The organism is Corallococcus sp. CA053C (assembly GCF_003611675.1).
Lineage (GTDB): Bacteria > Myxococcota > Myxococcia > Myxococcales > Myxococcaceae > Corallococcus.
Genome location: NZ_RAWA01000046.1, coordinates 23,401 through 37,380 on the forward strand (window position 1 = coordinate 23,401; position 13,980 = coordinate 37,380).

Annotated in this window: 13 protein-coding genes; 8 read left to right on the forward strand and 5 right to left on the reverse strand. The window is 71.4% G+C overall.

What is annotated here, in order from left to right; genetic code table 11:
* Window positions 1-25 precede the first annotated feature (25 nt).
* The gene (locus D7V97_RS09175; RefSeq protein ID WP_120610227.1) at window positions 26-997 is read right to left on the reverse strand and encodes a protocatechuate 3,4-dioxygenase; all 972 of its coding nucleotides are present in this window, start codon (window positions 995-997) and stop codon (window positions 26-28) included.
* 134 nt (window positions 998-1,131) lie between these two features.
* The gene (locus D7V97_RS09180; protein WP_120610228.1) at window positions 1,132-1,479 is read right to left on the reverse strand and encodes a hypothetical protein; all 348 of its coding nucleotides are present in this window, start codon (window positions 1,477-1,479) and stop codon (window positions 1,132-1,134) included.
* A 165-nt stretch (window positions 1,480-1,644) separates the two neighbouring features.
* On the opposite strand from D7V97_RS09180, the gene D7V97_RS09185 reads away from it, so the two are divergent.
* Genes D7V97_RS09185 through D7V97_RS09220 form a run of 8 tightly spaced genes read left to right on the forward strand, consistent with a single transcriptional unit; the run spans window position 1,645 to window position 11,471 of the window.
* Window positions 1,645-2,697: a triacylglycerol lipase gene (locus D7V97_RS09185; RefSeq protein WP_120610229.1), complete on the forward strand. Its 1,053-nt coding sequence runs from the start codon at window positions 1,645-1,647 to the stop codon at window positions 2,695-2,697.
* Window positions 2,698-2,707: 10 nt separating this feature from the next.
* Window positions 2,708-3,613 carry an acetoacetate decarboxylase family protein gene (locus D7V97_RS09190; RefSeq protein WP_120610230.1) on the forward strand — a complete coding sequence of 302 codons (906 nt, stop codon included), beginning with the start codon at window positions 2,708-2,710 and terminating at the stop codon, window positions 3,611-3,613.
* Window positions 3,610-4,155, forward strand: coding sequence for a hypothetical protein (locus D7V97_RS09195; RefSeq protein ID WP_120610231.1), 546 nt, complete (start codon window positions 3,610-3,612; stop codon window positions 4,153-4,155). The genes D7V97_RS09190 and D7V97_RS09195 overlap by 4 nt, the downstream gene beginning before the upstream one ends.
* Window positions 4,152-6,206: a patatin-like phospholipase family protein gene (locus tag D7V97_RS09200; RefSeq protein WP_120610232.1), complete on the forward strand. Its 2,055-nt coding sequence runs from the start codon at window positions 4,152-4,154 to the stop codon at window positions 6,204-6,206. The genes D7V97_RS09195 and D7V97_RS09200 overlap by 4 nt, the downstream gene beginning before the upstream one ends.
* Entirely contained in the window at window positions 6,190-7,965 is a 1,776-nt protein-coding gene (locus D7V97_RS09205) for a GMC oxidoreductase (RefSeq protein WP_120610233.1), read from the forward strand. Before D7V97_RS09200 ends, D7V97_RS09205 begins: the two co-directional genes overlap by 17 nt.
* Window positions 7,941-9,758, forward strand: coding sequence for a metallophosphoesterase (locus tag D7V97_RS09210; RefSeq protein WP_120610234.1), 1,818 nt, complete (start codon window positions 7,941-7,943; stop codon window positions 9,756-9,758). Before D7V97_RS09205 ends, D7V97_RS09210 begins: the two co-directional genes overlap by 25 nt.
* Window positions 9,759-9,791: 33 nt before the next feature.
* The gene (locus tag D7V97_RS09215; protein WP_120610235.1) at window positions 9,792-10,481 is read left to right on the forward strand and encodes a hypothetical protein; all 690 of its coding nucleotides are present in this window, start codon (window positions 9,792-9,794) and stop codon (window positions 10,479-10,481) included.
* Between the two features lie 30 nt (window positions 10,482-10,511).
* Complete coding sequence (locus D7V97_RS09220) at window positions 10,512-11,471, forward strand: hypothetical protein (RefSeq protein ID WP_120610236.1); 960 nt, start codon at window positions 10,512-10,514, stop codon at window positions 11,469-11,471.
* A gap of 16 nt (window positions 11,472-11,487) precedes the next feature.
* Here the strand turns inward: D7V97_RS09220 and D7V97_RS09225 are convergent, their stop codons facing one another.
* The 3 genes from D7V97_RS09225 to D7V97_RS09235 form a co-directional block, all read right to left on the reverse strand.
* On the reverse strand, window positions 11,488-11,955 hold the full coding sequence (locus D7V97_RS09225; RefSeq protein ID WP_120610237.1) for a hypothetical protein: 468 nt from the start codon (window positions 11,953-11,955) through the stop codon (window positions 11,488-11,490).
* Window positions 11,956-12,094: 139 nt separating this feature from the next.
* Window positions 12,095-13,480 (reverse strand): sigma 54-interacting transcriptional regulator, encoded by a 1,386-nt coding sequence (locus D7V97_RS09230; protein ID WP_120610238.1) that lies wholly within the window; start codon window positions 13,478-13,480, stop codon window positions 12,095-12,097.
* A 100-nt stretch (window positions 13,481-13,580) separates the two neighbouring features.
* Window positions 13,581-13,781, reverse strand: a complete 201-nt coding sequence (locus tag D7V97_RS09235) for a hypothetical protein (protein ID WP_120610239.1) — start codon at window positions 13,779-13,781, stop codon at window positions 13,581-13,583.
* Window positions 13,782-13,980 lie beyond the last annotated feature (199 nt).

A 13,980-nucleotide genomic window follows, 5' to 3' on the forward strand; every position in this document is an offset into this window, starting at 1 on the left:
GTCCGGGGCTCCAGCACAGTCTGGCTCAGGGCACTCCGGCGTCGAAGCCCGGAGGCGGACCGCCAAAGCCGCCGTCGCGACCGGGTGGCGGGCCCATGCCGCCGTCACCGCCCGGCGGGGGACCGCCACCGCCGCCCGGGATGGCGCACTGCGCGTTGGCGAGCGAGGAGCGGATGATGAGCGTCTTGGCCGCGAGCATCGCGCCGTCCGGCAGGCGCTGCGTGGTGAACAGGTAGTTGCCCACGCTCTCCGCGGAGACGACGTTGTCGTTGGCGTTGGTCGTGTCGCGTGCCCCGCGCGTGTTGTACAGCGGCTGGGTGTTGACGATGTCGTCGTTGAGCGTGTCGTCGAAGAAGAGCTGCGAGGTGACGAACTCGCTGCCGTTGACGCGCACGGTGAAGTGGATGTGGATGGTGCGGCTGCTGTACCAACCCGGGAAGCAGGTGTCGAAGTCCGCCCGCCCGTTCGCGTCCGTGGTCTGCACGCCGCGGAACCACCGCGCCGCGCGCGCCACCGCGTCGCCGGAGGTGCAGAAGTCACTGGCGTCCTCGCCGGAGTACAGGCCTTCAGGCGCGGCGTGCCAGATGTCCACCGTGGCGCCCGGGATGGACTTGCACGTCTCATCGACGATGAGGAAGGCCAGGCGCACCGGCAGGCCGTCGTGGCCCTCGCTGATGTCCTTGCGCTCCAGCGTCGTCGCGTAGCACGGGCCCAGCGTGGACTCGCAGGTGAGGTTGCACACCGTGCCGAGGCCCGCGGCGAACGGGTCCGGGTAGCTGGCGGCGGCGGTCATCGCCGCGGTGCCGCCGGTGGCCCACACGCCGGGATCCGTCGTGCCCGCGTCGGTGTCGCCCGTCACGCCGTCGGTCTCGCTGCCACCACAGGCGATGAGCAGCTTGCCCAGCGGCACCGCGGCCAGTGACAGGCCGATGCCGCGCAGGATGCCTCGACGCGTGATGACCTGGGGGAGCAGGTCCTGAGGGGTCTCGCTCTTCATCCGGGGTTCCTCCGGGAGACGGGGAGCCGGGAGCGGCGGGGGTGCCACTCGCGGGACCATCCGGAGTGGCCCGGACGGCGAACCGGGTTATCGCGGGAGAACCTTAAGCAACCCTTACGCGGAAGGGACGGGCCTCAGGAAAAGCGCACGACGAAGTCGGCGAGCAGCGGGCCCGCCGCCTGGCCGTCCGCTGTCGAACGCGGGCCGCCTTCGGAGAGCTTCGCGCCCAGCTCCTCCAGCGCGGGCTTCATCGCCTCGAAGGCGCGGGTGGCTTCCTCGGCGGTGTAGAAGAAGCGCGGGTGCCGGAGCCACCCGGCGATGCCGCAGGTGATGGAGTGGAAGGAGCGCTCCTCGTCCGCTTCGTAGGTGAGGCGCAGGTTGCCGCGATAGCCCTCGTCGCGCACCACGATGCCGCCCTGGCTGCCCTCGCCCCCGAGCGTCGCGCCCGCCTCGTAGTCGCTCCAACCCGTGTCCTGGTCCATGCCTCCACCCTTAGCACCGCACGCCCGGCTTGGGCGGCGTGTCAGGGAGGCGCCACGCCGTTCCGCGAAGCCCCGGTCAGGACCGGCGAGGGGCCGCGCGGCAGGGTTTGCATGGCGGTTGTCGCCTCCGACGCACCGCCCCACGTTTGTCATTGGGGGGACATCATGTCCGCGGAATCAATCCATGAAGCCCGTTACTTCGAGGAGGTCGTTCCCTTCCTCGCGGGGGATGGGCGCGCGCTGCACCTGGTGCACCTGCGCGGCTTCGAGAAGGCGGACAAGGGACCGGTGGTGCTGGTGCATGGCGCGGGCGTGCGGGGGAACATCTTCCGCGCCCCCGTGCGCCAGACGCTGGTGGATGCGCTCATCGACGATGGCTACGACGTGTGGCTGGAGAACTGGCGCGCGAGCATCGACGTGGAGCCCGGTGAATGGACGTTGGACCAGGCCGCCGTCCTGGACCACCCGGCCGCCATCCAGACCGTGGTGCGCGAGACAGGGCACGACACCGTCAAGGCCGTCGTCCACTGCCAGGGCTCCACCAGCTTCACGATGGCCGCGGTGGCGGGGCTGCTGCCGGAGGTGGACGTCATCGTCACCAACGCGGTGTCGCTGCACCCGGTGGTGCCCCCGTCCGCGAAGCTGAAGCTGCACTACGCCGTCCCACTGGTCGCGCAGCTGACGCCGTACCTGGATCCGCAGTGGGCCTACGGCGGCCCCACGCGCACGGCCCGCGCCCTGACGCGCGTGGTGCAGGCGACGCATCACGAGTGCGACAACCTGGTCTGCCGCTGGACGAGCTTCACCTACGGCACGGGCTTCCCGGTGCTCTGGCGCCACGAGAACCTGAACGCCCGCACGCACGAGTGGCTCCAGCACGAGTTCGGCCCGGTGCCCTTCACCTTCTTCCGCCAGATGGACGCGTGCGTGCGCGCCGGCCACCTGGTGCCGGTGGAGGGCTTCCGCGCGCTGCCGGAGGACCTGGGCGAGCGCGAGCCCCAGACGGAGGCGCGCTTCGCGTTCTTCGCGGGCGAGGAGAACCGCTGCTTCCTCGCGGAGAGCCAGCGCCGCAGCTTCGAGCACCTGGAGCACTTCCACCCGGGCCGGCACTCGCTGCACGTGCTGCCCGGCTACGGCCACCTGGATGTCTTCATGGGCAAGCGCGCGGCCCAGGACGTCTTCCCCCTTCTCCTCTCCGAGCTGGACCGCCCGGTGTGAAAGGCCTGTCATGTCCATCCCCAAGCGCATCAAGAAGCAGGCGGGCCGTTACTCGCGGGTGGACGACATCCCGTATGAGCTGCCCGTGAATTCGCAGGGCTCCCCGGCGCTGGTGGCCGCCTTCACGGTGGATGCGCGCCGCGCCGCGAGCCTGCTGCCCGGCAACGAGCTGCACCCGCTGCGGGTGACGAGAGACCGGGGCGTGCTGCTCATCACCGTCATCGACTACCGCGTCACGGACATTGGCGCGTACATCGAGTTCAGCGTCGCGCTGGCGTGCACGCATGGGCTCCGGCCCGCGCCGCCGCTGCTGCCGCTGCTGTTCCGCAAGCACTACGGTGTCGGGCAGTACGTGATTGACCTGCCGGTGAACACGGAGGTCTCCGTGAAGGGCGGCAAGGGCATCTGGGGCATGCCCAAGCACCTGGCCCGGCTGGACTTCCACATCGAGGACGGCACCGTGAGCAGCCGCTACATGGAGGGCGGCCAGCAGGCGGTGCACGTGAGCATCGAACGCCCGAAGATGGCCTGGCTTCCCCTGCGCGCCGCGGCGGCGAACTACTGCGCCTTCCGGGGCCTCTTGATGAAGTCGTACATCTACTTCCGGGGCCGGTTCGGCTTCCGGCTCGGACGGTGGGCGAAGGCCGTGCTGGAGTTGGGGGACCACCCCCGCGTGCGACCCCTGAAGGAGCTGGGCATCTCCGACCGCCCCCTCTTCACCGGGTTCTTCCCGTCGACCAACGGCGTGCTGGATGACCACTTCGAGGCGTGGTTCCTCACCCAGCCCTCGCTGCCCGAGCACACGTATCCGGAGGGGCTGGAGAGCGTCGTGGACCTGGGACAGGGCCAGACGCCCATGCCGCCGCCGGATCTCGACGGCATGCCACCCACGAATGTCCAGGGCCTCTGGCCATGAAGCGCGGCGACCTCCCCCACCTGGCGAACGCGTGTCTGCTGTTCCTGTGCACGTCCATGTACCTGGGCACGGGCTGGTCGCTCATCCTCTTCACGTTCCCCATCGCGCCCCAGCTCACGGTGGACAACTACTACCTCCAGTTCGTGCCGCAGGTGCAGGCGGCCACGCGGTTCTTCACCGGCATGACGGCGGTGATGCTGCTGTCGGCGGGGGTGCTGGCCTGGCGGGAGCGGCGGTCCGCGCTGCGCTGGTACCCGCTGCTGGTGTTGCTGTCCGTGGTGGTGGCCACGCTGCTGACGCGCATCTTCATCTTTCCGTACAACGCGGAGATGGCGTCCGGCATCACGTCGCCCGAGCGGCTGGCGGAGGTGCTGGGCGCGTGGATGCGGATGAACCGCGTCCGCGTGGGGCTGTGGACGGTGCAGTGGCTGGGGATGCTGGGCTACTTCGTGCACCGCGTGCTGCGCGCCGAGCGCCCGGCGGAGGCCCGGTCGTCCCGCTACGGGCTGTCCCTTCCCCGGCGCCGGGAGGCCCACGCATGAGCGCGGGCCTGTCACGGTGGCTGGAGCGCCGGGCCCGCACCCACGGGCGCGAGTGGCGCCAGGTGCTCGCGGCCATCGCGTGGATCACCGTCGTGGCCGGCGGGGCCCAGCTGCTGCTGGCCGGGACCGAGCTGCGCCTCTTGAGCGCGGATGACGCCCCGGCACCCGCGCACTTCTTCCGCATCGTGGGCATGTTCATGGTGCTGTTCGGCGGCCTGCTGCTGAACGGCCTGCGCGAGCCGCTCGCGAACCCGGCGGCCTTCCTGTGGTCGGGGCTCCAGAAGGTCGGGGCGTGCCTGATGGTGGCCGTGGCCGTGGCGCGCGGGCTGCTCTCGCCGCTGGCGCTGCTCGTGGCGGCGTTCGACGGGCTGTCGGCCCTGGTGGTGCTCGGGTACTTCGCGACACTGCGGCAGCGGGTGCAGCCGGGCTCCGTGATCAAGCCCCGGCCGGACGCGACGCCCGCCGTGCCGGTGACCCCCGCGGAGTCACGCGCCCCGATGGTGCGTGGGGCAGGGGAGGGTACGCAGCCCCGACGTTCGCTCATCCTCGCGGGGGGCGGCATGCGCGTCGCGTGGCAGGCGGGCGTGCTGCGCGCGCTGACGGACGCGGGGCTGACCTTCGCGCACGCGGACGGCACGTCGGGCGGCATCATCACGCTGGCGATGTGGCTGTCTGGCAGGTCTCCCGCGGAGATGTGCGAGCGGTGGCGGACCCTGCGCGTGAAGGACTTCGTGTCGCTGATGCCGCTGGATGCGTACGCGCGGCCCCTGAAGCTCGAGGCGCTGGGCGACGCGGACGGCATCGTCCAGCGCGTCTTCCCGCACCTGGGCATCGACGTGGACGCCGTGCGCGCGAACCGCGAGCGCGAGGGCACCTTCAACGTCTGCGACTTCGGCCGGAAGACGAACGAGGCCATCCCCCACACCGCCGTGGACCGCGACCTGCTGGTGGCGGGCATCTCCCTGCCCCTCTTCATGCCGCCGGTGCCGAAGGACGGGCGGCTCTACCTGGACTCGGTGTGGATCCAGGACGCCAACGTGATGGAGGCCGTGCGACGTGGGGCGGACGAGCTGTGGATCGCCTGGTGCATCGGCAACACGGCGAACTACGGCTCCGGCTTCTTCGAGCAGTACGTCAACATGATCGAGCTGAGCGCGAACGGAGCGCTCTTCGCCCAATTGGAGCAGGTGCGCGAGCTCAACGCGCGCATCCTCGCGGGCGAGCACGTGCCGGGGCACTCCCGGCCCATCGCGGTCCACCTGATCAAACCCGAGCGGCCCCTGCCGTTGGATCCGGACTTCTACGCGGGACACGTGACGGCTGCGTCCCTCATCGACCAGGGCTACTCGGACGCCTGTCGCTACCTCCAGGTGGCGGACGCCGGGGGCCTCCCCCTCACCCCGGAGATCACCCAGATGACTGAACACGCTGCCGACCTGACCTTCCGCGAGACCATGTCCGGTCCGCTGGCCCTGGGCACCCTCGACCCCGAGGCCGGTGCCCACGATGGCCGCTCCACGCCCTTCACCATGCACTGCACCATCAGCGTCGACGACATGGAAGCCTTCGTCCGCGATGAGGCCCACGCGGCCCGGCTGGTGGCCCACGTGGAGTACAAGCCCCTGGGCGAAGACATCCCGGTGCGCGACGGGAGCTTCAACCTCTTCCAGTCCACCGACGACCCGGGGACGAAGATCATGAGCTACGGCCTGCGCTTCCAGGCGCACGACAAGGACTACTACCTGGAGGGCACCAAGACGCTGCACGACGACCCGGGCCCCGACCTCTGGCGCGACACCACGCGCCTGTACAGCCACCTCCACGAAGGCACCGACGCGCGAGGCCCCGTGGTGGGCTCCGGCATCCTGGTGCTGGGCATGCGCGAGCTGCTGCGGCTGGTCACCAGCATGCGTTCCTCCCGCCCGGGGACGGAGGGCGTGGAGATGGTGACCCGCTTCGGCCAGCTGTTCCTGGGCGCGCTCTGGGACCTCTACGCCCCCAGGGCCCGGCGCGAGGCGGAAGGAGAGGTGACGCATGGGCACGAGCGCTGAGCACTTCGACGTCGTCATCGTCGGTTCGGGCTTCGGCGGTTCGGTGATGGCGTGGCGCCTGGCGGACGCCGGGCTGCGCGTCTGCGTGCTGGAGCGCGGCAAGGCGTATCCGCCCTGGTCGTTCCCCCGCAGTCCGCACGACATGCGCAGGAACTTCTGGGATCCGCACCAGGGCATGCACGGCCTCTTCAACCTGTGGTCGTTCAAGGGGCTGGGCGGCGTGGTGTCCGCGGGCCTGGGCGGCGGGTCGCTCATCTACGCCAACGTGCTGCTGCGCAAGGAGGAGGAGACCTTCATCCACGAGGATCCGCGCGACGGGAGCTACGAGGACTGGCCCGTCACCCGCGCGGACCTGGAGTCGCACTACGACGCGGTGGAGAAGATGATGGGCGCGCAGCGCTACCCGCTGGAGCACGCGCCCTATGCCTCCACCGCGAAGACGCAGGCGATGAAGCTGGCCGCCCAGCGCATGGGCCGCGCCGCCGACTGGCAGCTCCCCCCGCTGGCGGTGACGTTCGCCAACCCCGGCCAGGCGCCCGTGCCGGGCGAGCCCATCCGCGAGGAGCATCCCAACCTCCACGGCCGCACGCGCACCACCTGTCACCTCTGCGGCGAGTGCGACATCGGCTGCAACTCCGGCAGCAAGAACACGCTCGACTACACGTACCTCTCCGCGGCGAAGCGCGCCGGGGCGGAGCTGCGCACGCGCGCGGAGGTGACGGAGCTGTGGCCCGCGGACGGCGGGGGCTACGTCGTGCAGTACCTGGACCACCGCGACGTGACGGAGGGCACGCCGCGCGAAGCGCCGCGGTCGCTGCTGCCGCGCACCACCGTGACGGCGGATCGGCTGGTGATGGCGGCGGGCACGTTCGGCACCACGTACCTGCTCCTGAAGAACCGGCGGCACTTCCCCGCGATGAGCCACCAGCTCGGCTCGCGCTTCTGCGGCAACGGCGACCTGCTGGGCTTCCTGCGGCAGTGCCGCGACACGAGCACGGGCAAGAAGCTGCCGCGCATCCTGGAGGGCGGGCGCGGCCCGGTCATCACCAGCGCGCTCCACTTCCGGGGGAGGGAGGAGGGCGGCACGGGCCGGGGCTACTACGTCGAGGACGCGGGCTACCCGGAGTTCGTCAACTGGCTCTACGAGGGCGCGAACCAGGCGTCCCTGGTGAAGCGCGGCCTGCGCCTGGGGTGGCGGCTCTTGCGCGGGTGGACGGGGCTCACGCGGGACTCGGACGTGAGCGCGGAGATCGCCGGGCTGCTGGGCGAAGCCCTGGGCTCCGCGACGTCGCTGCCGCTGCTCGGCATGGGGCGCGACACGCCGGACGGGCAGATGCGCCTGACGTCGGACGGGATGCTGGACATCGACTGGCGGATGAAGTCCTCGCGGGACTATTTCGATCAGCTGCGCCAGTCGATGGCGGACATCGCCCGCACGCTCGAGGGGACGCTGGTGGACAACCCGCTCAGCTACCTGAGCCGGGTCATCACCGTGCACCCGCTGGGAGGCTGTCCGATGGGCCGCTCGCCCGCGATGGGCGTGGTGGATGCGTCGGGTGAGGCCTTCGGGCACCCCGGCCTGTACGTGGTCGACGGCGCGATGATGCCGGGCCCCACCGGTCCCAACCCCAGCCTCACCATCGCCGCGCTGGCGGACCGCTTCGCGGATCACCTCATCGACGCCCACTCCCGCGTCGCGCCTGGCCGCGCCCGGAGCCGGATGGAGGAGCGACCATGGCAGTCCGCACCTTTGACGTAGCGGGCGGGCGAGAGAAGCCCGGGCCCCTGCCGGAGGCGCCCGCGGGCCGGCCGATGGTGGCCTGGTACGACCCGGGCGTGCTCGCGAAGACGGGCCTGAAGACGCTGCTGTCGGGGACCATTGGACGGCAGGCGGACCGGCGGCTGCTGGACGCGGTGGCCCGGCCGCAGCCGCTCGCGTTCGACTACTCGGAGGACGATGACGGCCACCCCCGCGAGGAGCTGTGGCTGGACTACGTCGCGGACCTGGGCGACGGCTGGGACTCCACCTACGCGGTGGCCTCCGCCGTGATGGCGCCGGCGCTGGACGTGCGGGATGCGTCCGGCAAGGTGCACTCCACCTTGGGCGGAGAGGTGCTCGTGTTCGGCGGGGATGAGGTGTACCCGACCGCGAGCATCGAGGAGTACCAGGCGCGCACGGTGGTGCCCTACGCCGACGCGCTGAACCGCAGGCGCCACCGGCCGCACCTGTTCGCGGTGCCGGGCAACCACGACTGGTACGACGGGCTGGTGTCCTTCACGCGCCTGTTCTGCCAGGGCCGGCGCTCCCAGGGCTGGCGCACGAAGCAGCAACGCAGCTACTTCGCGGTGAAGCTGCCGCATGGCTGGTGGCTGCTGGGCACGGACATGCAGCTGGAGTCCGACCTGGATGCGTCGCAGGTGGAGTTCTTCCAGAAGGTGGCCCGGGAGATTCCGGACACGGACCGCATCATCCTGTGCAACGCGGAGCCTGCGTGGATCAAACAGCAGGTGCAGCCCCACGCGGGCCGCGGCTTCATGGACCACAACATCGACTTCCTGGAGCAGAAGGTGCTGGGCAAGAAGGTGAGCGTGTTCCTCGCGGGGGACCTGCACCACTACCGGCGGCACGAGGACGCGGAAGGGCGGCAGAAGATCGTCGCGGGTGGGGGAGGGGCGTTCCTGCACCCCACGCACCTGCCGAAGGTGGACCAGCGGCCGGGCGGCTACGCGTTGAAGGAGTGCTTTCCGTCCCAGGCGACGTCGCGGCGGCTCACCTGGCGCAACCTGGCGTTCACCGGCCTCAACCCCTGGTTCGCCGCGTTCATGGGCGTCGTGTACATGCTGCTGGGCTGGGGTGTGACGGCGAACCTCAACGAAGGCCCCGTGGGCATCCCCCCGTTCCGCGCGGTCCTCAACGCGGTGTTGCAGAGCACGGGCTCGATGGTGCTCGCGGCCTTCCTGGTGCTGGGCTGCATCGCGTTCGCGGACGGCCGGAGGGGCAAGCGCTGGAAGCAGGTGTCCGGCAGCCTGCACGGGGCGGCGCACCTGGTCATCGCGCTGCTGCTCATCTGGGCCGTGGCCTCCATCGCCGCGCCGCTGGCGGGCGAGCTGCGCTGGAGCCTCCGGCGCGACCTGTTCAGCGGGCTGCTGCTCTTCGGCGGAGGCGCGCTGGTGGGGCCGCTGGTGGTGGGCGTGTACCTGCTGCTGTCGCTCAACGTGTTCGCCTGTCACCCCAACGAAGCGTTCTCGTCGCTGTCCATCCCGGACTGGAAGAACTTCCTCCGGCTCCACTTCGACGCGGACGGACGACTCACCGTGTACCCCATTGGCATCCGCCGGGTGCCGCGCCGCTGGAAGCGCAGCGGGCTCGTCCGGGATCCGGTGTGGGTGCCCGACCCGCGCGACACCCGGGCCACGCCGCCCGCGCTCATCGAACCGCCGATTGTCCTCGGCCGTTCAAAGGCGCCACCCGTGAAGGTGGGGACGGGAGTCGGTCAGGACGTACCCGCCCCCGTGGCGCAGGGCGAACATCGTCTGGATGCTCCTGTTTGAGCGGCGCGAGCCGAAGCCCTACGCTCCGGCTCCATGAAGGCGATGCTCCTGTGGTCCCTGATGCTCCTCGGCGCCGCGCCGTCTGGCACCGCGCCGTCGTCCCTGCCGCCCGAAGCCCTGGGCGCTCCCCCCGTGGTGGATGCGTCCCCCACGGCGTGGTCCTGCACCATCGACACGCTGCGCGCGGGCAAGGAGTGCGTCTTCGAGGCGGAGGTACCGCCCGCGGGCGCCCCCAACTCCGACGTGGAGCGCTCCAACGTCAAGCTGCTCCAGGACGCGTCGCGCGCGCTCTGCACGGAGGCCGTCAGCAACGCCCGGGACGGCCAGCCGGACGCGAAGCTCGTCACCGTCTGCGAGCGCAAGTACGCCGCCGTGGTGGGCCGCTGCGGCATCGAAGGCGGCGCGCCGGTGGTGGATTCGAAGGGGCGCTTCTCGCCCGCGGCCCGCGCGTGCTACCGCGCGCTGTCCACCGTGCTCCAGGACGTGCAGTTGATGGCCACCGTGGCCTCCACCTGCTGTGAGTGCGCCGCGCGCAGCCAGTGCCCCGGCAACGGCGAGGCCTGCTACGCGGACGTGTCGCGCCAGCAGGCCGGGCCCGCCGCGCTCGCCTGCATGGACGAGCGCTGCCACGACGCCTGCTCCATGATGCTGCCGTCCTCCGCGTCCCTTCCCCGTCCGGCGCCGTCGCGCGCAAGCCAGCGCACCGGCTCCGCGTCGCTGTAGCCCGCCCCCGCCTTCCCGGAGCCCCGCGCCATGTCCCGTCTCCCGATGCTGTCCCTGCTGGGCGCGCTCGTCACCGGTTGCGGTGCGTCGCACTCGCACGTGGCCCTGGAGGACCGCGCCCTCACGGAGGCGCCGCCCCCGCCGCAGCCCGCGCCCGCGTCCAGGCCGCCTCCCGAGGACCCGCCGCCGTCGCCGCAGGACGCCCGCGCCTTCCTGGCCCGCTACCCCACGGCCGCCGCCTGCGAGGGCGCGGCCCGCCGGCTCCAGGCGTCCTCTCGCGACGACGCGTGGCTGGCGCTGAAGCTCTGCGCGGACCAGCCCACGTTCACGCAGCTGGGCGCGGTGCTGGGCAGTGCGTGGGCGGAGGACCTGCGCGTGCGTCCGGACGCGGCCCCGCTCATCGCCCGCGTGGTGGCCCAGCGCGGAGGCAGCGTGGACGGTGAGCTGCGCCTGCTGCACGCGCGCAAGGTGCCCATCTTCTCGCTCGCGTCCGCCATCGCCCAGCCGGACACCTACCGCGGGCGCTACGTGCTGCTGCGCGCGCAGGTGGCGGATCAGCGGCTGGACGGCGAGCGCCCCACGCTGTGGCTGGTGGAGCAGGGGCTCCAGTCCGTGGGCTCCCACCGCGACGTGGGCGTGACGTACCGCACCGACACGCTGTCGGAGACGTCCGGGGACCTGGGCGGAAGGACCGTGCTGACGGGCGAGGGACGGGTGGGAGGCTCGCTCGTGACGCGCGAGAGCACCGGCCAGTCCGCCACCGTGAGGACCTACGACAACATCTCCGAGGAGACCGGCCGCGAGGCCCTGGGCCGGCTGCCCGCGCCGGATCCGTTCCTGGAGAGCCGCCGCGACTACGTCATCCTCGCGCGCTTCGACGGCCTGCGCGTCACGTCCGGGATGACCACCGACGACGAGGACGAGGGCCCCAGGATTCCGGTGCTCACCATCGTGAGCTACCACCTGCCGCAGGCGCTCGCCGTCTATTGAGGCTCAGGCTGAGGCTTCAGCGCTTCACCGGCGCCGCCGCCGCGGTGAGGTCCCGCGACGGCGTGCCGGGGTAGATCTCCACGTCGGTGGCCACCCAGGTGCCCAGCCGCTCACCGTAGGTGGTGTGCACCAGCACGCCCTCGTGGAGCCGGGCCCGGGCCACGCGCTTGCCGTCGAGCAGGATGCGCGTCGTGGGCGCCACCACGAAGGGCCGCTCCACGCCGTCGTCGTCCCGCACCGTGAAGCCCTGACCCTCCGCCGTCGTCACCGTCCCGTAGAAGTCGGGCGTATCCAGGGGCACGGCGGCCTCACCCGCGCTCCCGCTGCCGCCAGAGCCCTCCGGCAGTGCCTCCACGCGGGGCGACTGGAACAGCGCGAGGGGCGCGGTGGTGGACGCCTCGGTCGTCCCGTCGCGGGACTGACACGCGCTGGCGAACAACCCCAGCCCTCCCAGCAACAGCAGCCTCCCCGTTCCCTGGCGCACGGCACCCTCCTCGCGTGGGTCCTCCCAAGATGGGCCGCCTGAAAAGCGCAGACAAGCGCTCCTGGCGGGGAGTCCCGGCGCAGTGTCACCCCGGCCACGGCGGCCGTGGCTCTTGGGGGGGAGCTTGGGGGAGGGGAGCCTAGTCCGGCCCGGACGCGAGCCCGTGCTTGCGCAGCAGCTTGCGCAGGTACACGCGGTCGATGCCCGCTTCGCGCGACGCCTTGGACACGTTGCCGCCGCACCGCTCCAGGAGCGTCTTCAGGTAGTCGCGCTCGAAGCCCTCGATGAGGCGCTCCTTGGCTTCCTTGAAGGGCAGGTCCAGCGGCAGGGACAGCGTGTCCTCGGGGTCCCCGTCCGCGGCGGGAGTCGGCCGGGAGGGCGTCTCCGGCAACTCGGGCAGCGCGGACTCGCCCAGGCTCACCACCCGGTCCACCACGTTGCGCAGCTCGCGCACGTTGCCCGGCCACGGGTACTGGGTGAGCAGGGCGCGCGTCTGGTCCGACAGGGCGCTCGGCGGCTTGCCCATGCGCTCCAGCACGGTGTCGATGAGCAGCGGGATGTCCTCCGGACGCTCGCGCAGGGGCGGCAGCATCGCGCGCAGCACCGCGAGCCGGTGGAACAGGTCCCCCCGGAAGCGGCCGGCCTTCACCGCGCCCTCCAGGTCCTGGTGCGTGGCGGCCACCACCCGCACGTTCACCGCGCGGTAGTCGTTGGCGCCCACCCGCTTCACCTGCCGGCGCTCCAGCGCGCGCAGGAGCCGGGGCTGCACCTCCAGGGGCAATTCCCCCACCTCGTCCAGGAAGAGGGTGCCGCCGTGCGCGCGCTCGAACGCGCCCGCCCGGTCCGCCTGGGCGCCGGTGAAGGCGCCCTTCACGTGGCCGAACAGCTCCGACTCCAACAGCTGCGGCGCCACGCCCGCCAGGTCCACGATGACGAAGGGCCCCTTGGAGCGGGTGCCGTGCGTGTGCAGCGCCTCCGCGCACAGCTCCTTGCCGGTGCCCGTCTCGCCCTGGATGAGCACGTCCGACTCGCCCTGCGCCAGCCGCTCCAGCAGGGTGAACAGCTCCCGCATGCGGCGACTGGAGCCCACCAGGTTGCCGAAGCGTTCCCGGTTGGACAGCGGCATGGCGCGCGACTTCTCGCCCTCCGGCACCAGCTTGAGCTCCGTGGTGCCCAGCGTGAGCACCGCGCCCGGCCGCACGTCCAGCGTGGTGAAGCGCATGCCCTCGCAGAAGGAGCCGTTGCGCGAGCCCACGTCCACCGCCTGGATGCCGTCCTCGCGCACGTCCAGCAGCAGGTGGCTGCGCGACACGGCCCGGTCCGCGATGACGATGTCCGACGCGGGATCCGCGCCCAACCGGTAGCGCCCGGGCGTCAACGGGTAGCTCTGGCCCGCTTCGGGCCCCGACAGCACGAGGAGCCGCACCCGCACCCGCGTCATGCGCAGGGCCGGAAGGGCATCCGTGCGGAGCAGCCGGTCCTCCTCCCCGTCCTCGTCTTCGAAGCGCGCCACGGGGCGGACCATAACAGATCGAAATAGAAAGGCCCGGTCTCCCCGCGCGCGTCGGACGGCAGCGCGTGCGGGGGGATCAGGCCTTCAGCAGCTGCGGTGCGGGTGCGGCGTCCTACTGCGCGGCCGGCGGCTTCGCGTGCTTGTAGAACAGCACCAGCGTGTAGCAGTGGAACTCGTTGTCGGAGGACTGGCAGACGACCCGGTCCACGATCTCGAGATCGGAGTTGCTCTTGATCCAGCGGGTGACGTTCTCACCCAACTCTTCCCGCTCCTTGGCCTTCGTAGCGGAGAAGACCTTCACGCCCGTGAACATCGCCTGCCACTCCTTGTGCGGTGGTGAGAAAAGGCTGACCGGGAGTTATCGCACATGCCGTTTCAAGGTGTCAAAAATGCGGCGCCCCAAAAGTGGAGAAGTGCGAGGGGGCAGGGGAGCGCGGCGGGGAGCGCGGGAGGTGGGGGTTTGCACGCCAACCGGCATGCATAGGTTCACCCGGTCGCACCCGGTTCTTGGA

Coding starts and splice junctions, on each gene's coding strand:
- D7V97_RS09195 (WP_120610231.1), top strand. CDS start 3,610: ATGAAGCGCGGCGACCTCCCCCACCTGGCGAACGCGTGTCTGCTGTTC.
- D7V97_RS09210 (WP_120610234.1), top strand. CDS start 7,941: ATGGCAGTCCGCACCTTTGACGTAGCGGGCGGGCGAGAGAAGCCCGGG.
- D7V97_RS09230 (WP_120610238.1), bottom strand. CDS start 13,480: ATGGTCCGCCCCGTGGCGCGCTTCGAAGACGAGGACGGGGAGGAGGAC.
- D7V97_RS09185 (WP_120610229.1), top strand. CDS start 1,645: ATGTCCGCGGAATCAATCCATGAAGCCCGTTACTTCGAGGAGGTCGTT.
- D7V97_RS09205 (WP_120610233.1), top strand. CDS start 6,190: ATGGGCACGAGCGCTGAGCACTTCGACGTCGTCATCGTCGGTTCGGGC.
- D7V97_RS09215 (WP_120610235.1), top strand. CDS start 9,792: ATGAAGGCGATGCTCCTGTGGTCCCTGATGCTCCTCGGCGCCGCGCCG.
- D7V97_RS09220 (WP_120610236.1), top strand. CDS start 10,512: ATGTCCCGTCTCCCGATGCTGTCCCTGCTGGGCGCGCTCGTCACCGGT.
- D7V97_RS09175 (WP_120610227.1), bottom strand. CDS start 997: ATGAAGAGCGAGACCCCTCAGGACCTGCTCCCCCAGGTCATCACGCGT.
- D7V97_RS09235 (WP_120610239.1), bottom strand. CDS start 13,781: ATGTTCACGGGCGTGAAGGTCTTCTCCGCTACGAAGGCCAAGGAGCGG.
- D7V97_RS09180 (WP_120610228.1), bottom strand. CDS start 1,479: ATGGACCAGGACACGGGTTGGAGCGACTACGAGGCGGGCGCGACGCTC.
- D7V97_RS09190 (WP_120610230.1), top strand. CDS start 2,708: ATGTCCATCCCCAAGCGCATCAAGAAGCAGGCGGGCCGTTACTCGCGG.
- D7V97_RS09200 (WP_120610232.1), top strand. CDS start 4,152: ATGAGCGCGGGCCTGTCACGGTGGCTGGAGCGCCGGGCCCGCACCCAC.